Source organism: Pseudomonas sp. R1-7 (assembly GCF_051132105.1).
Lineage (GTDB): Bacteria > Pseudomonadota > Gammaproteobacteria > Pseudomonadales > Pseudomonadaceae > Aquipseudomonas.
Genome location: NZ_CP071661.1, coordinates 5,838,253 through 5,855,276 on the forward strand (window position 1 = coordinate 5,838,253; position 17,024 = coordinate 5,855,276).

The 17,024-nt window shown below is 64.2% G+C and carries 12 protein-coding genes; 2 read left to right on the top strand and 10 right to left on the bottom strand.

Annotated elements, in window-relative coordinates; translation table 11 throughout:
• Nucleotides 1-22: 22 nt before the first annotated feature.
• Nucleotides 23-1,420 carry an HDOD domain-containing protein gene (locus J3P79_RS26505; protein WP_434606961.1) on the top strand — a complete coding sequence of 466 codons (1,398 nt, stop codon included), beginning with the start codon at nt 23-25 and terminating at the stop codon, nt 1,418-1,420.
• Nucleotides 1,421-1,485: 65 nt separating this feature from the next.
• On the opposite strand, the gene J3P79_RS26510 is transcribed toward J3P79_RS26505, so the two are convergent.
• On the bottom strand, nt 1,486-1,866 hold the full coding sequence (locus J3P79_RS26510; RefSeq protein WP_186643380.1) for a helicase: 381 nt from the start codon (nt 1,864-1,866) through the stop codon (nt 1,486-1,488).
• A gap of 454 nt (nt 1,867-2,320) precedes the next feature.
• On the opposite strand from J3P79_RS26510, the gene J3P79_RS26515 reads away from it, so the two are divergent.
• Complete coding sequence (locus J3P79_RS26515) at nt 2,321-2,704, top strand: DUF6124 family protein (protein ID WP_434606963.1); 384 nt, start codon at nt 2,321-2,323, stop codon at nt 2,702-2,704.
• A 400-nt stretch (nt 2,705-3,104) separates the two neighbouring features.
• On the opposite strand, the gene tagQ is transcribed toward J3P79_RS26515, so the two are convergent.
• From tagQ to J3P79_RS26560, 9 genes are all read right to left on the bottom strand, one after another.
• The gene (gene tagQ, locus J3P79_RS26520; protein ID WP_434606965.1) at nt 3,105-4,046 is read right to left on the bottom strand and encodes a type VI secretion system-associated lipoprotein TagQ; all 942 of its coding nucleotides are present in this window, start codon (nt 4,044-4,046) and stop codon (nt 3,105-3,107) included.
• Nucleotides 4,047-4,133: 87 nt separating this feature from the next.
• The gene (locus J3P79_RS26525; protein WP_434606967.1) at nt 4,134-5,861 is read right to left on the bottom strand and encodes a formylglycine-generating enzyme family protein; all 1,728 of its coding nucleotides are present in this window, start codon (nt 5,859-5,861) and stop codon (nt 4,134-4,136) included.
• Entirely contained in the window at nt 5,854-7,050 is a 1,197-nt protein-coding gene (locus J3P79_RS26530) for an ABC transporter permease (RefSeq protein ID WP_434606970.1), read from the bottom strand. Before J3P79_RS26530 ends, J3P79_RS26525 begins: the two co-directional genes overlap by 8 nt.
• Nucleotides 7,050-7,766 carry an ABC transporter ATP-binding protein gene (locus J3P79_RS26535; RefSeq protein ID WP_434606972.1) on the bottom strand — a complete coding sequence of 239 codons (717 nt, stop codon included), beginning with the start codon at nt 7,764-7,766 and terminating at the stop codon, nt 7,050-7,052. Before J3P79_RS26535 ends, J3P79_RS26530 begins: the two co-directional genes overlap by 1 nt.
• The gene (locus J3P79_RS26540; RefSeq protein WP_434606973.1) at nt 7,766-10,837 is read right to left on the bottom strand and encodes a serine/threonine-protein kinase; all 3,072 of its coding nucleotides are present in this window, start codon (nt 10,835-10,837) and stop codon (nt 7,766-7,768) included. Before J3P79_RS26540 ends, J3P79_RS26535 begins: the two co-directional genes overlap by 1 nt.
• A complete protein-coding gene (locus J3P79_RS26545; protein ID WP_434606976.1) occupies nt 10,834-11,565 on the bottom strand; it encodes a PP2C family protein-serine/threonine phosphatase in 732 nt (243 codons plus the stop codon). Before J3P79_RS26545 ends, J3P79_RS26540 begins: the two co-directional genes overlap by 4 nt.
• A complete protein-coding gene (tagF, locus tag J3P79_RS26550) occupies nt 11,566-12,219 on the bottom strand; it encodes a type VI secretion system-associated protein TagF (protein WP_434606978.1) in 654 nt (217 codons plus the stop codon).
• On the bottom strand, nt 12,216-15,716 hold the full coding sequence (gene tssM, locus J3P79_RS26555) for a type VI secretion system membrane subunit TssM (protein ID WP_434606981.1): 3,501 nt from the start codon (nt 15,714-15,716) through the stop codon (nt 12,216-12,218). The genes tagF and tssM overlap by 4 nt, the downstream gene beginning before the upstream one ends.
• Nucleotides 15,713-17,023, bottom strand: a complete 1,311-nt coding sequence (locus J3P79_RS26560) for a DotU family type VI secretion system protein (protein ID WP_434606984.1) — start codon at nt 17,021-17,023, stop codon at nt 15,713-15,715. Before J3P79_RS26560 ends, tssM begins: the two co-directional genes overlap by 4 nt.
• Between the last annotated feature and the right edge of the window lies 1 nt (nt 17,024).

Below are 17,024 nucleotides of genomic sequence, written 5' to 3' on the forward strand. Positions count from 1 at the left end.
TGTAGGAAAACGGATACAGACCATGACTGAAGCTGCCCTCGTCCCCGAAACCCCGCACGCTCCGTCTGTTATTCGGCAGTTGCTCGAGAAACTGGGCATCGCCTTTGACGAAGTCATCGAGCGACCGGACCTCAACCCCGCTCGCAAAGTGCAGGCCGTGCTGCTGCACGATGCCGTCGGCGCGCTCATGGTCCTGTTTCCGCAAAACCAGTTGCTGGACCTCAACCGCCTGGCCGAACTCACTGGCCGCAAACTCACGGCGGTGCCGACCGAGCGCCTCGAGCGCATGCTCGGCAAACACAGCCTCAGCCTGCTGCCCGGCCTGCCGGCGCTGACCAGTTCGCCATGCCTGTACGAAGAAGGCTTGCTGCGCGAACCCAAGCTGCTGATCAACTCGGGCGAACCGGGGTTGCTGCTGGAAGTCACCAGCGAAGCGTTCAAGAGCATGCTCACCAAGGCCAGCGCCGCGACGTTCGGCGAGCCCTTGAGCAATATCACACCCAACCTGGACCGCCCGGACGACGACCGCAAGGAAATCACCCTGGCCGTGCAGGCGTTCACCGCGCGGCGCATCCAGCAACGGCTGGAAGAGACCATCGAGATCCCGCCGCTGGCCGAAACCGCGCAAAAAATCATCAAGCTGCGGGTCGACCCCGACGCCACCATCGACGACATCACCGGCGTCGTCGAAACCGACCCGGCACTGGCCGCGCAAGTGGTGAGCTGGGCCGCATCGCCGTACTACGCGTCGCCGGGCAAGATTCGCTCGGTAGAAGACGCCATCGTCCGCGTGCTGGGCTTCGACCTGGTGATCAACCTGGCGCTGGGCCTGGCCCTGGGCAAGACCTTGAGCCTGCCCAAGGACCACCCGCAACACACCACGCCGTACTGGCAGCAGTCGATCTACACCGCCGCCGTCATCGAAGGCCTGACCCGCGCCATGCCCCGCGCCCAACGCCCGGAAGGCGGCCTGACCTACCTGTCGGGCCTGCTGCACAACTTCGGCTACCTGCTGCTGGCCCACGTCTTCCCGCCGCACTTCTCGCTGATCTGCCGACACCTGGAGGTCAACCCACACCTGTGCCACAGCTACGTGGAGCAACACCTGCTGGGCATCAGCCGCGAGCAGATCGGCGCCTGGCTGATGCGCTACTGGGACATGCCCGACGAACTGGCTACCGCCCTGCGCTTCCAGCACGACCCCCACTACGACGGTGAATACGCCGCCTATCCGAACCTGGTGTGCCTGGCCGTACGCCTGCTGCGCTCACGCAGCATCGGCTCCGGCCCGGACGAAGACATCCCCGATGCGCTGCTCGAACGCGTGGGACTGACTCGGGAAAAGGCCAATGATGTGGTGAGCAAGGTGCTTGAGGCTGAAGTGCTGCTGCGGGAATTGGCTTCGCAGTTCAGTCATTGATTGCCGACGCAGACAGCTGAGCTTTTGTGGCCAGGGAGCTTGCTCCCTCGCCACGGGGTTCTCGACTAGACCTTCTTGGCCTTCCTCGGCTTCAAATACTTCATCAACCCCTGAAACCAGATCACCAGCGCCGGGTTGCCCTTGATCTGGATCGACTTGTCCTGGATCCCGGTCATGAACGCCAGTTGCTTGTTCTTCGCCTGCATCGTGGCGAAGCCATAGCCTGCATCCTTGAACGCGATGGCGAAGGCCGGCGTTGGATAAACACCCGACTGGCTGGTGATGCGCTGGTTCTTCACGGTGAAGTGCCGGGCAACCTTGCCGTCGAGGGTTTGCAGCTGGAACACCAGCTCCTTGTCGCCCAGCTGCTGTTGGAAAGCCGGATTGGTGCGGCTGGCCTTGCCCATCAACCACCCCAGCATCCACAACAAGAAACGAAATTTCATCGGCACAGCCTCGTGAGAAAAATGAACGGCTGGCGCAGTTTAGCGATTCTTCAGCGGAACGCTATCATCGAATCCGGTTTGCTGAAGATCGCCTACGTTTTGCGCACGATGACTGCCAAGTCATGTTTAGAAACGGCATTCCATGGCCTTCAGACTCGTCGGACATTTCCTTCAAAACGCCGGGCTGTCCATGAACTAGGCAGCAGTACCGAGGGCCGCTAACCTCTGTTCGTCATCGCAAAAACGGTGACACGGACGTGCAAGTCCGGATTGGTACGCAATTGGTTATGGCTATTGATCGAGCATTTTTTTATGCTCGCGTCCGTTATGGCAATTGTGCGTGGGAGACCTTCGGGTCTGCCGGGAGTACCAGCCGGTCTTGCACACCTACGTACAGTTGCCACCTCTTCGAATGCAAGCGAAAGGATGTCGACCCCAACTCTGGTACATAGATATGGTCAAGCATTCACCGAATCCACCGAAAAACGAACACAAATCGCGCGTCGAAAAAATCGAAGAACAACGGCTCGAAGACGCCACCAACCGCGCTCTCGACTACTACCTAAAACCCCAACCCGCCCCGCCGCCGGAACCCGATAAAGACCAGCTCTTCATCGTCTCCCCGCACATCGACACCGAAACCCTGCTCGCCAACGCCTCCGAAGACCTGCTCTCCATCAGCACCATCGCCGCCGACCTGGCCGACGACATCGACGAATCACGCCGTTGCGTCGCCCTGGCGATCAGCCGCATGGCCGATGGGGTTCAGTTGCTGGTTGAGCGAGCGTTGGATCATTTGGAAACGAAGGGGGTGGCAGCGTCAGCAGCCAAGGGATAGGCCCGACATCGAGGCAAGCCGAGCCGACGCCATCGTCGGATCGCCGCCCGGAGCAAGCTCGCACCCACAGAGGAAACGCGGTCTCACTAAAAGCCAGATCGGCCCTAAGGCCGCCTCGGCTTGGCTTTTGATCTGGAGGCCCCGTTAACCACGATGGCCGAACGCAGGTATTGCGCAGTGGGCAACCCGGCATGGATGCCGGGTTAGCCGCGCTGGGTCATGGATGACCCTTCGCGGCGGCCCACGGAGCAATGCCTGCGTTCGGGCACACCGAGCCTAGGCGAGGTGCCGAGTGGTGGGGCAAGACCTTTTGGTTACTTTTGGGGCGTTTGCCAAAAGTGACACGCCGTACGGGCGTAACCGCCAGCCGCCATCACCGCAGCAACGGATATGCCCCCGATCAAACATTCGGGCAAGGCACCGGAGCCCAGTCACCCAAGTCCGGATTCTTGCACATGCTGTTCACCTGAGTAGTACCCGCACTGGCAACCTGCTTGCTTTCATCCTGCTTGGCCTTGGCGGTCTGCAGGGTCTTCTCGGTAGCGACCGCTTCTTTCGGCACCACTGGAAGCTCTTTCTTCTTAGCCGGCGTCACTTTCTTCTTGGTCTTGGTGCTGGTCTGCGCCGCCACAACCTGCGTGGTGTCAGCAGTGGCCACGGTCACCACGTCAGTACGCTGCACACCCACCTGCTGCAGGTCTTTCTCGTAAGCCTGGGTGTAATTATTCAGGTCTTCGGACGCCTTGCCGTTCACCGCAACGATCAGGTCATTGGACTCTTTCAGGCCAGCGACGATTTCCGCCAGGCGCTTGCGTCCTTCGGTGTCGTTGACAGTCTTGGCCTTGCGGTCGGCAACCAGTTTGCTGAAAGCGTTCTGGTAGCACTGCTGGGAAGCCTTGGCGTACGCGGTGCTGCGGTCGATGTCCGAAGCGCTCTTGCTGACATCGGCGGCGTAAGAGGCGATGCGCATGTTGTCGTCGGCGATCTGCTTCTGGCGCTCGGTGTAGTAACCGGCAGCACCACCGGCGAAGGCGCCGCCCGCGGCACCGATGGCCGCGTTGCGACCGCGGTCTTCCTTATCGGCGGTCAGGGCGCCCAGCAGCGCACCGCCGACGGCACCGACGGCTGCGCCAGTGACGACCGATTTGGTCATGTTGCCTTCGGTGGAACGCAGATGTTGCACCGGCTCGTAGCAGTTCGGGTAGTACTCGACCTTGGTGCTCGACGCGACCTTGGAGGTCGGCGACGTGGCGCAACCGGTCAGTACGGTGCTGAAGCCGACAGCGACCATCAGCAAATGACGCTTGGAAACCGAAGCAAAAGGTTTACGGGAGAAAAGCATAGTTGTGTTCTCGTTTTTAAGTTTTGACCAGCTCAGCACAGCCCCATCGCCGCCTGAGTCCCTTCCAAGCTCGCTGACAACGAACACTCAAGACCGCTGAGCACTCGATGCGAGCAATTCCTTCAATATCGCCGCCGGGTCGGCTCGTTTCTGCTGACGATAATCCCCGACATGACGAACGAATAACGTTGCACGCGCCACCAGGCTCTTGCCCAGTACCGGTTTGCGCTCAAGCTCTTCCTTGATGCGCTGGAACTGCGCCTGGATCACAGCATCGGTGTAGCGCGTGCCGGTTGCCAGGTTGTCGATGTAGATCGCCACCGCACCGTCCAGCGCACTGCGGCCGTTGTCGATGGCCGTGGCGAACAGCGTGGCGCTGGCCTCATCCTTGGCATCCAAGGCCGCCTGCCGGCTGTTCTGCAGGTTGGTCAGGCGAATGTTGTAGTTGTTGATGGTCTCGGCCACCAGGGCCGAAGACTGGATCAGATTGCCCGCCGCTTCCTCGCGCTGCTGGGCGATGAGCGAGACGTTGCGCTTGAGCTCTTCGTTGACCAGGCCCAACTCGGCTTGCAAGCGCGGATCGGCGCTGGCGGCGATGATGCTGTCCAGTCGCTTGGTCGGGTCGTCGGCGTCATCGATGGCATCGGTCAGGGACGCGAGCCGGCCTTCCTTCTGCCATTGGGCGAACAATTCCTTGTAGCGCGAACGCGGCGCCGACAACGCGCCGACGGCCACGCGGAAACCGGTGGTCTCGTTGCTTTGCTCGGTACCGTCGGCGGCGAACAGCGGGTACTCGCGGCGCATGCCGGTGAACAGCGTGCCCTCGCCTTCCAGGTAATTACCGCCCTTGACCACGAAGCCGCCATAGGCGCCTTGGCGGCGACCGGCATGCACCAACTGAAAGGATTCCTGGACCATCTCGGCTGCGTTACCCACCACGTCGAACAAACCAATTGGGTTCGACAATTTGGTGCCGATGGGCATCAGCCGCGCTGCCTGGCCGGTGCCGCCAGCGACCTGGTTGAACACCGCCCAATCGGCCAGCGGCCCGTCGCTTTCGCTGCCTTCCAGACGCCGGGGGAACAGGCGTCCTTCCAGGTCTTGGCGGCTGACGGCGTGGCCGCCCCGGGCGGCGAACTCCCATTCCACTTCGGTAGGCAGGCGCACGAAGCCCAACCCGCCGTCTTCCGCGGAGCTGCCGCGCCCGCTCACTGGCAGCAAGTCCTTGTGGTATTTCATCAGCCAGGCGCTGTACACCGCCGAGAAACGCTCGGCCTCGAACTTCGACAGTTTCACCTTGGGCAACCGCCCAGCCATGCCTTGGGGCAGCTCGGCCAGCAGCGCCTCGCAGGCCGGCGCGGGCTCACCGCTCGCCAGGGATTGGGCCTGGGCCATGACCTGGGCGTACTGGCGGGCGGTGACTTCGTATTTGCCGATGAAGTACAGCATCGGCTTGAGCGGCGTCTTGGCGTCGGTCTTGGGCATCAACGGCGTGATGGTCTTGTTCCAGTCCTTGGGCAGGTCCTTGAGGGTGAACTGGCCGTTGATGAAGTCCCGGCGATAACCGGAGATGAACGACTGTTGATAGCCCGCCTCGCCCTCGCTGAACGGATAACCGAGGCTGATCTCGCGATCGTCCAGCGTGCCTTGGGCGAGAATGTAGACGTAGCGGAACACCATTTGCCCTTCACATGGCAGCGGCAGGCTGACGTCGTCGGGCAACGGCTTGGGGTTGTCCAGCTTGTCCGTGCTCTCATCGGCCCAGGCCAGGCTGGCCAGGCTCAGCGCCACGGCGGCGCCCAGTAATTTATACATCGCGAATTCCTTCACACGCCTGGATGCGCGCCACCCGCCAGCCACCGCAAGCCGCCGCGACGGCGCTGACGCCGAGCACGGCCACCAGGGCCAAGGTGTAGTGACGCACCAACAGATGGCTGGCGTACTCGCCGGGCATCTGCGCAAATAAATGATTCAGGCCCGACTGCGCCAGCCCATACAGGCCGGCACTCAGCAGGGCCGCAAACGTGGCGCTGTAGAGCGCCTGCAACACCACGAACAACAACAGCGCCGCCGTGGACACGCCCAACAGGCGCAACACCGACAGTTCCCGGCGCTTGCGCTCGACCGCCGCCAGGGCACCGGCAAAGATCGCCGCGAACGCGCCGGCCAAGGCCAGCCCGGCGATGATCCAGAACACGATCGACAGGTTGCGGCTCAACGATTGCACTTGTGCGATGGTCTGCGCCTGGGTCGACACCAACAGGTTCTCTGCGGCGAAGTACTGGCGCAGCGGCTCGACATCGCCGAGGTTGCGCGCGTACAGGCGAAACGCCGGATAGACCCGCTGCCCGGCCTCGCCCACCGCATCGCCCGGCCAACCGAACGCGGGCACGGCACGACCGTCGCGGTAATCCTCGGCGGCCTCCAGCAACGCCAATGGGGCAAACAAGCCATCCCGGGCGAAGGCCTCCAGTGGCAGCACATGTAACACCTGCACGCGAGTGCGCTGCGCCTCGCTGCGACCGGCCACTTGCCGACCGAAACTGGCCTGCAACCAATCACCGGCCTTGGCCCCGAGCTTTTCAGCGGCGGTCTGGCTGAGCACCACTTGATCCACGCCTTGCGGCACCGGCAGATGCTCGAGCAACGGATCGCCAGCGGCCGTGGGAATCATCTCGACCGTGACCACCGATGCCTCGCTGCTCAAATCCGCCGTCGCGGCGATCTGCCGGGTGCGCGGCAAGGCGAAGGCAACGTCGCTGCGCTGACCCAGTTGTTCGACGAATCCGGCACTGAAACGACCACCACCCAAAGGGATGATTTCCCGCGTGGCCGGGTCACGCTCCAAGCGCTCGGTCAGGCTGCTGACCAAGCCGAACTTCAGGCCGAACAACACCAGCAACGGCGCCACCACGGCCACCAACGCCAGCACCGAACACGCCGACAGCCAGGCGTCGTTGCGGTAATCCTGCCAGGCCAGGGAAGCCACCAGCGCGCCGCGCATCAGCAAGCCTCCCCGAGCGTGGCAGTGACGCCGCCGTCGACGTCGCGACGGCAACTGATGCGCCGCACCTGCAGACCACTGGCGCGGGCCAGCGCCTCGTCATGGGTCGCGACCACACAGCAGACGCCGTGCTCGCGGGCCTGGGCGACCAGCAACTGCATGACGCGCTCGGCGTTCAGCGGGTCGAGGGCGGCGGTTGGTTCATCGGCCAACAGCAGGCGCGGGCCGTGGGCCAAGGCCCGGGCGCAACTGACCCGCTGGCGTTGGCCGACAGAAAGGTCCGCCGGTTTTTTATCCAGTTGATCGGCAATGTCCAATTGTCCGGCCAGGCGCTTCACGCTGCCGTCATCCTTCAAGCCCAGCAGTTTGCGCGACAACTCGATGTTGCCGCGTACGTCCAGGAAGCCCAGCAGGCCACCGGTTTGCAGAACATAGCCCAGGTGACGGCTGCGCAGCTCCGCCAAGGTGCCTTGTTGCGACGCACGCCACAATTTGGCGATGTCGAGCGGCGCGTTGGCCGGCGTGAAGTCGAATTGCCCGGCCTGATCCGGCGCGAGCACCAGCGCCAGCAAGTCCAGCAATGTGCTCTTGCCGCAGCCGCTGGGGCCGACCACCGCCAGTTGTTCACCGGCGCGCAATTGCAGCCGTGGTATCACCAGGCTGTAGCGTTGGCCACCGGCACCCCGGCTTTTGTGCACCGCGCTCAGGTTCAGCATCACGGCAGCGTCGACAACGGAACGCGGTACAACGCATCGCCCGGCTCGGCATCGCCGAAGCGCACCCAGTTGGCGAGGTCGTTGTGAAAGGTTTCGTAGAGGCGGATCTTCGATTCGAGTTCGTCGATGAAATCCTCCTGCTCGGCCACGCTCAACGACAGCCACAAATCCTGGGTCATGTTCAGCGATTTGCTGCGGTACGGCAGCCCTTCCAGGTACTCGCCGAGAATCCCGCCCGTGGCAAGGTTGCCCCCCTTGCGCAGGGCCGAAGGATCGCGGCTCATGTAGGCGCTGGCGCTGGCGATTTCCTGGAAGAAATCCTTGGGCGAACTCTGGGTCTTGCGCGCCGCGTCGACGATCAGTTTCAGCGATTGCTGCAGGTCGTTGAGCTGCAGCTTGGTCAGCATCACGCAAACCTGGAACGCCGGCAGCGCCGGGTTGGTCAGGTCGCGGTCGGCGGTCCAGGCACTGACCAGTTGCGGCGCCTGGCTGGCGGATTTGCGGCCCAAAAAGTCCATGTGCATTGCATAGCCGACCGCAGCCGATTTGTCGGCCAGGCTTGGCGCGGCGCTGAGCAACGGTACGCTCTGCGGCTTGTTGCTGCGCACTTGATGGACAAGGTCGGCGAACACCGAGCCGATCTCATCGACGCGCTCGCCGAACTTGCGCACGTCGGCGCCCGGCACCGGGATGTAGAGGTCGCCGATCTGCGGGTTGGCGTCGGCGGTCAAGGTGCGGTACTGGACCTGCGCGCCGGCGTGGGTTTTCTTGCCGGCGTCGCTGAGCAGGTGCAGGGCGTAGATCTTGATCTGCTTGCCCAGTGCCGCCTGGCGCACCTCGGCTTCGTTCATTTGCGTGGCGGCAAACGGGTCGTTCTTGCGCAGCGCACCGGCATCGGTGACCAGCAGGATCAGGCGCCCGCCGTAGCCGGACCAGTCCATGCCTTCCACCGCCTCCATGACACCGGCAAACGCGTCTTCGTTGAACGAATGACTCGACACAGTGGAGGCCTTGACCTGCCGCGCCATGTCCAGGAAGCGTTGCGGGTCGCGCCCCTGTTCCAAGGTGATCAAGGTCTTGGCGGTGTACTCCAGGCCCGGGGTCTTCTTGGTGCTGCTGCGGAAACCGACCATGCCGAAACTGACGCTGTCGAGTTCGCCACGTTCGCCGATGCGGGTCTGCAATTGGTGCACCACGTCGCGGACCTGATCGATGTAGGGCTGCATGGAGACGGTGGTGTCCACCACCAGCACCACGGCGGTACGGAACGCGTCGGCGTTGGCAGTGGTGATCGGCGTGTTGGTCGCAGCCTTTTGCGCGGTGCCGGGGTCGATGGACGCTACGTTCAACAACTGCACCGGCTGGCCGTTATCGTCGAAGCTTTCGCGGGAATCGAAAATCGGCAAAAGATAAAACTGGTTCTGTGGCACGGCGCTGGCGGCCGGTTCCAGGGCCAGCACTTGCTGATTGTCCTGGGGATTTTGCTGGGCCTTGAGCAGCGCGTTCTTGGCGGCTGACGGGTTAGCCAACAGCTTCTCCACTTCGCCGGGCTGACGCAGGAACATCACCGGCGCGCGGCCGGAGCGTTCGGTGAACTTGAGCACCAGGCTCTGTTTCCAATCGCTGAGCTGGGCGGCGGGCAACCAGCCGTCGCTGCGCCCGTCGGTGGCCGCGCCGACACGCACCCACGCATTGCCGTCCACGTCCTTGCGCTGGTAGACGTACAGCACGGAAAACGCTGGCAATGCCTTGCCCGGCGCGGCGCCCGGCTCGGCGGCCAATTTGGCGCCCGGCTTGCTGAGCACGCGCTGGAACAGGGTTTTCTTGCCGGCCATCAGCAGCGGACGCTGGCCGCCATCGGCCTCGGTCGCCAAGGGCGGCTGAGCCGCAGGCACGTCGGGGGTCTTCGGTGGCGACACTTGCGGCGGCTTGACCGAGGTGGTCGTGGCCACTGGCGTCTTCACCTCTTTGCCGTCGTCACCGGCGAACCACCAATAACCCGCGCCGCCCAACGCCAGCGCCACGGCCACCGCAACGGCAGCCAGGGCGAACACCGGCCCCTTGCGCTGCTCAGACACCGTTGACTGAGGCGTCGGCTTGACCGTCGGTGAAACCGGCTCGGACTGCGATTGTGGCTGCGGTTGTGAGTAAGCCGGGCCGCTGGGAATGTCGATGGACATGGGCGTCAGGCCCGCCAAGTCATCCACCGGAGGCGTGACTGGCAGTTCAAACGACAACGGCCGGATCAGCGTTGCTTCCACCGAAGCATCTGGCAGGTTATCCAACGCCTTCAGCAGCGCCGCCGCATCCGGGAAACGCTCCGCCGGATCCTTCGCCAGCAGCTTGCGCAACACGTCCTGGTAACGGCCGTGATGCACCGGCAGCTCCGGCAACGGTTCGGTCAGGTGCGCCAGGGCCGTGGAGAGTGCGTCATTGCCGGTGTATGGCAGCTTGCCGACGAGGATTTCATAGAGCACCACGCCCAGGGCGTAAAGGTCGGCCCGGCCATCGATGTCTTGTCCACGGGCCTGTTCCGGGCTCATGTAGCTGGGCGTGCCGACGGCAAAACCGGCCTGGGTGAATTGGGTGCGGTCGTCCAGGGACTTGGCGATGCCGAAGTCCGACAGCACCGCCGTGCCATCGGCGCGAAAGAGGATGTTGGCCGGCTTGACGTCACGGTGGACCAATCCCAGCCCGTGGGCATAACCCAGGGCCGAGGCGATCTGGCGAATGTAGGTCAGGCCCTGCTCCGGCGTCAGGCCCGCGGCGATGCGTTCCTTGAGCGTGCCGTTGGGCAGGTATTCCATCGCCATGTAATACAGCTCACCGACATTGCCGATGTCATGGATGGTGACGGTGTGCGGGTGCGACAAGCGCGCCAGGGTCTTGCCTTCGCGCAGGAAACGTTCACAGAACGTCGGGTCGGCGGCCAAGGCTGCCGCCATGACTTTCAACGCCACCTTGCGCTCCAGCGAACGCTGGGTCGCCAGGTACACGCTGGCCATCGCGCCTTCGCCGATCTCGCCGTCGATGTCGTAGCCGGGGATGACAATGTTCAGGGTCAAGCTCATGACGGCACCTTCACGACGACCACGGTGATGTTGTCCGGCGCGCCGCGCATCAGGCCCAGGGACACCAGGCTGCTGGCGATTTCGCCGGGCTCGTCGTGGCCCAATACTTCACGGATTTCCTCGTCCTCGACGGTCTTGGTCAGGCCGTCGCTGCACAACAGGTAACTGTCGCCGGGCACCAACAGCAGTTCGGTCAGCGCCAGGTTCAGTTGCGCCTCGACACCGATGGCGCGGGTGACGATGTTGGCGCGCGGATGCACGCGGGCCTCGGCCTCGCTGAGCAGGCCGCTGTCCTGCAAGTCCTGGACGTAGCTGTGATCCCGGGAGATGCTTTCGAGCGCGCCGTCGCGCAGGCGATACAAACGGCTGTCACCCGCCCACAGGCACATGCCACGCAGGTCGCGGGCGGCCAGCACCACCACGGTGCTGCCCATCATGATCACACCACGGTTGGCGGTTTCTTCCCGCACGGCGGCGTTGACCCGCAGCAGGTCGCTCTGCAGCGCCGCGACGTATTCATCCAGCGAACGCCCCACGGCAATGCCGCGCAGGCTGTCGACGATCAAGCTGCTGACGTAGTCGCCCGCCGCGTGTCCGCCCATGCCGTCGGCCACCACCCAGAGGCCGTTTTCCGGCAGGTCCAGGCAGGCGTCTTCGTTGACTTGGCGGACCATGCCGACGTGGCTCTTGCTTGCAGACTTGATTGCTTTTCCGGCACTTGGACGCATCTACACAACACCTTCTTGGCCGAGCAAAAATTGCGCAAAATCAGCCGCCGCCGGCAATCCCTGGCAGCGCATCAAACCGGGCGCGATGCGCTCCGAACCCTGGCCCCACCACAGGCTCCCGCCTTCGCAGGACGACTCGGCCAGGGCACTCATGCGCCGCTGCGGGTCGGTGGCGTCGAAGCGATGCAGGCTGGCGAAGCGACTGCTCGGGGTGCGCGGCAGGTACATCGGGCCGCCCAAGGTTTCCAGCTGCTCGTTGAAGGCTTCGAAGCTGGCCTCGACGCTCAGCGTGCTCAGCAACAGGTTCTCGACCCGCTCGAACCACTCGTCCGCGCCACCGACCACCGAGGCCGGGTCGGCATCCGGGTCCAGCAGCACCGCGATGGTCAGCGGAAAATAGCGCCCGACACGGTCGATGCTCGGCATCACCACGCCCACTGCGGCATCCGGCCCGCACACACCGGGCGCGACCATGAAGCGCCACAGCGGGCTGACCAGATAGGCGTCCAGCCAACGCTCGCCGAGGCTGGCCTGGCTGGCGAGCAAACCCGCCGCCAACCACGAATCCCACGGCCCGATAAAACTCTGGGGCAAGCCACGGCTGACAAAATCCCCGCGGCTGGCCAACTTTCCATAGAAGCCCGGTTTACTCATAGCCGCTCCGGCAGGCTGAAGCCGCTGAGCACTCGGCTCTTGAACGGATTGAAGGCGCTGTTGGCCCGCAGCTCATAAGAGGCGCTGGCGCCATCGACCCGCAGCCGCAGGTTGAAGCGATCCGGTGAGTTGCCGGCGGTCAGGTCCGATTGCTCCAGCAGACGGAACCAGGCCCACGGCCCGTCCAGGGTGATGCCGGAACGACCGCTGGACGACGGCGGCATGATCGAGATCCGCACCACGCCGATGCTGCCAGGGTTCGGCCACTGCATGGCGGTCGGACGGCTCGGGCCGTGGTCGTAGCTCAACTGCTGGCCGTCGAGGTCAAGCAGGAACTGGGTGATGGTCGAGTCCATCGCCACCGGTTTCAGCTCGAAGCGCACCATCGGCTGGGTCCCGCCGGAACGGAAGAACGCATCGCGGATGGTCGCCGCACGCTGGAAGGTCTGCAGCACGCCCGGCGAAATGCCGAGCTTCTGCGCCGCGCCCGGCTGCCAGCGCCAGGTCTGCGTCGAAGTATCCACGTACGGTTGCAGGTACTTGCGGAAGTAGTTGTCCATCACCCCGCCGACGCCGAAGAACTGGCCGAAGTCATCCAGGGTCGCGTCCCGCGCACTGCCCGGTGACATCGGATAACGCCCGGCCAGGGATTGGCGATAGATGTTCACCACTTCACTGGCCCAGGCGGCGTTCAGTTGATTGCGCACCCCGCCCATCATGGTATTGGTGGTGGAATTAACCACCGACTTGACCAGGCCTTGCACCAGCGGCGGCTGGCGCTCGGCATTGAGACTGACGCGGGTAGCGGCGGCCGACGCCTGGTTCTTGGCCTCGCCGAGCAAGGCATCGCCACTGGCACCGACCATGGCGCTGACTTGCACGTACAGCGCATTCATATCGGACAGCAGGCCATCGATGGCCGCGGGTTCGCCTTCGTTCTTGTTGACGATGCTGTTGAGCTCGGCGAAATGCGCAGTGATCGGATCATCGTTCGCGGCCGGCGCGTTTGACGTTGCTTGCTCTTGGCCAAGCAGACTGCCGAGGCGTTCCTTGAGCTTGTCCACGCCGTCTCCCGCCGGCACGCCTTGAGCGGCCAACAGTCGTTCGTCCTGTTGCAGGTCGGTTTCCTTCGCCACCGCCACCAGCAGTTTTTTCAACGGCGAGGTCGGGCCGGAAATCACCCGCAGCACATCGGCGGCCTGGGCCACGCTGGTGATCGGCACGAAGTCTATGTCAGCCAGCAAGGCGTCCCACTGGCGCATGTAGTCCTGGAAATACAGGCGACGCACATCGGCGGCCAGGCTGGCGACGTTCTGCTGGTCGGCCTCTTCGTGGCCCAGCACCCATTGTTCTTCGGCCAGGGTGCCGGTCTGGCTCAGGCTGCTGAGCAGGAAGCCCTGGCGGTAGCCCTTGACGGTGAAGAACCCGCTCAAGGGTTCGCCCAATGGCTTGCCGCTCTTGCGGCTGAACACCAGCGCGGCGTCGCGCCCGGCGGCTTCGTTGATGCGAAAGTCCGGGATGCCTTCCGGCAGTTTCTGGCGCTTGATGCGGTCATAGACGCGCTGGGCCACCGGCAGTTGTTGCAACTGGCGGCGCAGGTCTTCGATCAGGCGTGGGTCGAGGCGCGCGGTCGGTGGACGGCGCTCGAACAGTGCCTGCAAATGCCCGGTCAGGGCCTGGCGCTGCTCGGCCGGCAGATCGCGTGGCAGGCTGCGATCCCAGTCCAGGGCGATCCAGGCCTTGATGAAGTCGGCATCGTAATGCTCGTTATCAGCGAGCATCAGGTACGCCTTCAAACCTTCGTAGAGGAAATCCGAATTGCCGCCACTGTGCAGTTGCTCTTCGATGCGCGTCAGCAGGCGCGGCGCGAACACCGCGATCAACAGCTTGCGATAGACGCTGCCGGACTCGGCTTCGAGCATGTCGCCCTGGTACAGGCCCAGGCCCTCGGCCCAGTCGGGCGCATCGTCGGCCAAATGCTTGACGGAATTGAGCAGCGGCAGCACCGCGAGGACGTCGCGCTGGGCCGGGCTGAGGTTCTGCACGGTCTGGCCCAGTGGGGCAACTTTTTGATCGACCTGGGCAATGTAGGCCTGGTTGGCGCGGTAGCTGACCCACCACAACGTGCTGACCACCAATACCAACACCACGGTGGAGGCAAGCACGCCACGGGCGATCCATTTGCGCCGCCGCTCGACCTTAGGATCGACACCCACCAACCCGCGCTCGGCAAACGCCACTGCGGTGAAGAGTTTTTCGATGAAGTAGCTGCGCCCGGTGCCGGTCTGGCGCGCCAGGTGCTGGCGGTCCAGGTTCATGCTCTGGGCCATGGAGCCGATCAAGCGGTCGATCGGGCTGCCTTCCTGGGTGCCGCTGGTGAAATACACGCCGCGCAGCAACACGCGTTCTTCAAAGGCATTGGGTTTGAACACGCCGTCAAGGAAGCTTTGCAGGCAGTCCTTCAACGCGCCGAACTGCTGCGCGAAGCCGTAGATCAAATCGCGCCGCGCCGGGTCGCGCTCTTGTTGCAGGCGCTCGACCAGGCGGTCGTTGAGACGCTGCTCCAACAGGGCGAATTCGCTTTGCAGGTGCGCCAGCGGGCTGTCGTTGCTCTTGCCGTCGTCCAGGGCAAACGTCATGCCCCAGACCTGGGCGCGCTCTTCCTTGCTCAGGCTGTCGAAGTACTCCATGAAGCCCGGCACCAAGTCGAGCTTGGTCAGCATCAGATAGACCGGGAAACGCACGCCCAGTTGGGTGTACAACTCCTGGATCCGCAAGCGAATCGCCGCGGCGTGGGCGGCGCGTTCGGCGTCGCTGCCCAACAGCAAGTCCGAGAGGCTGATGGCGATGAACGCGCCATCGATCGGCCGACGCGCCCGCTGTTTTTTCAACAGGCCGAGGAAGCCCAGCCACGCCGCTTTATCGACGGCCGCATCGCTGTCCTGGGTGGTGTAGCGGCCAGCGGTGTCGAGCAGTACGGCCTCGTCGGTGAACCACCAATCGCAATTGCGCGTGCCGCCTACGCCGCGCACGGCACCGGCGCCGAGCTGCGCGGCCAACGGGAAATGCAACCCGGAGTTGACCAGCGCGGTGGTCTTGCCCGAGCCCGGCGGGCCGATGATCACGTACCACGGCAGCTCATAAAGGTTACGGCGCTCGTCACCGCCGAGCTTGGCTTTCTTGAGCAAGGCCAAGGCTTCGTCCATGCGCTGGCGCAGGGTTTCGAGCTCTTCGGCAGTGGCGATGCTGGTGGGGTCCGGCGGGGTCTGCGCGGCCAGGCTGCGCATCACTTCGGCCGCCTGGCGGCGGGCCTGGATAATGCGGAACACCCGGTAGGCGATCCACACCGCGAACACCAGGATGATCAACGCCCAGCGCCGGCCTTCGGGCACCAGCCAATCGAGCAGCGGGCCGACGAACCAGATGATCAGACTCAGGGCGATCAGCCCCAGCAATGGAATGACCCAGCGGGTCATGAAACTGAAAAACGCCTTCACTCGACCCCCTCCGCCAACACTGTGATTTCAACCCGACGATTGCGCGCACGTCCCTCCGTGGTGGCGTTGGACGCCAGCGGCTCGGTGTCGCTGCGGCCTTCGGCGCTGAAGCGCTCGGGTTGGCCGGTCTTGGCCGAAAGAATGTCCAGCACCGAACGGGCCCGGGCCTCGGACAACGCCCAGTTGGATGGGAACCTGAGCGTGGCGATCGGGCGATTGTCGCTGTGTCCGGTCACCAGCACCTGGCCCTTGACCTTGCGCACCGCGTCGGCGATGCGCAGCATCAACGGCTGGAAATCGTCCTTGATGCTGGCGCTGCCGGAGGCGAACAGTTCATCGCCACGGATGGTCACCACCGAACGATCGACGGCGTCTTCCACCGCCACCTTGCCGGAGCGGATTTCATCCGCGAGGAAACCCGCCAGGCGTGGGCGCTCGATCACTTTCGGCTGCACCACGGGGCGATCGATGGTCTGCACCGGGATCTCACCGAGGAAGTGGATGTTCTTGAACACCGGCTCGGCATCGGAGGCCAGCTTCATGCGCAGGCCGAACAACAACGCCAACAGCAACGCCACGCCGATGGCCACGGCGATCCACGGCGGCATGAATTGCGCCAGTCGATCACGGGCCACGGTGACACCGCGCCAGTGCGGCGACAGCTCGCGCTCGTACTCGCCACGGGCGCTGCGGATGACGCCAGCGGTACGTTCGCGCAACGCTTCGAGTTGGCTGCGACCGTCATTCATCACCCGGTAGCGGCCCTCAAAGCCGAGGCACATGCACAGGTACAAAAGCTCCAGCAGATACAGACGCTCGCGCGGGCTTTGCAGGCAATGCTCCAGCAGTTGGAACACCTTCTCGCCGCCCCAGGCTTCGTTGTGCACGGTGATCAGCAGGCTTTGCTTGCCCCAGTCACTGGTGCCGCCCCACGGCGTGCTCAACACCGCCTCATCGAGCGCGGTGCACAAGGCGTAGCGGGCCAGCAACACATCGTTGCGCACCACGCCGGCGGCCTCGGCGCGCTCTTCGAACTGGCGCAGGTATGCCAACAGTTGGGCGCGCAAACTGGCCGGTGCCGGGTGGGCGATGGTGCTTCGCAGGCGCGTCAACAAGGCCAGCAGCGGGCCGGCGGCGCTTTCCAGCGGATTGAGGCCCTGGGCCTTGCCCGTCAGGACCGGCGCGGCAGGCATCGACAGCGGCGCCGGTGCGGGTGCCGGTTGCTGGCGTGCCGGGTCCGGACGAAACGGATCCGCGCCACGGCCACCGGGCGTCGGCATGAACTGGGTACGATCGTCGTTGCTCATC

Coding starts and splice junctions, on each gene's coding strand:
- J3P79_RS26560 (WP_434606984.1), bottom strand. CDS start 17,023: ATGAGCAACGACGATCGTACCCAGTTCATGCCGACGCCCGGTGGCCGT.
- J3P79_RS26510 (WP_186643380.1), bottom strand. CDS start 1,866: ATGAAATTTCGTTTCTTGTTGTGGATGCTGGGGTGGTTGATGGGCAAG.
- J3P79_RS26545 (WP_434606976.1), bottom strand. CDS start 11,565: ATGCGTCCAAGTGCCGGAAAAGCAATCAAGTCTGCAAGCAAGAGCCAC.
- J3P79_RS26505 (WP_434606961.1), top strand. CDS start 23: ATGACTGAAGCTGCCCTCGTCCCCGAAACCCCGCACGCTCCGTCTGTT.
- tagF (WP_434606978.1), bottom strand. CDS start 12,219: ATGAGTAAACCGGGCTTCTATGGAAAGTTGGCCAGCCGCGGGGATTTT.
- J3P79_RS26515 (WP_434606963.1), top strand. CDS start 2,321: ATGGTCAAGCATTCACCGAATCCACCGAAAAACGAACACAAATCGCGC.
- J3P79_RS26535 (WP_434606972.1), bottom strand. CDS start 7,766: ATGCTGAACCTGAGCGCGGTGCACAAAAGCCGGGGTGCCGGTGGCCAA.
- J3P79_RS26540 (WP_434606973.1), bottom strand. CDS start 10,837: ATGAGCTTGACCCTGAACATTGTCATCCCCGGCTACGACATCGACGGC.
- J3P79_RS26525 (WP_434606967.1), bottom strand. CDS start 5,861: ATGTATAAATTACTGGGCGCCGCCGTGGCGCTGAGCCTGGCCAGCCTG.
- tagQ (WP_434606965.1), bottom strand. CDS start 4,046: ATGCTTTTCTCCCGTAAACCTTTTGCTTCGGTTTCCAAGCGTCATTTG.
- J3P79_RS26530 (WP_434606970.1), bottom strand. CDS start 7,050: ATGCGCGGCGCGCTGGTGGCTTCCCTGGCCTGGCAGGATTACCGCAAC.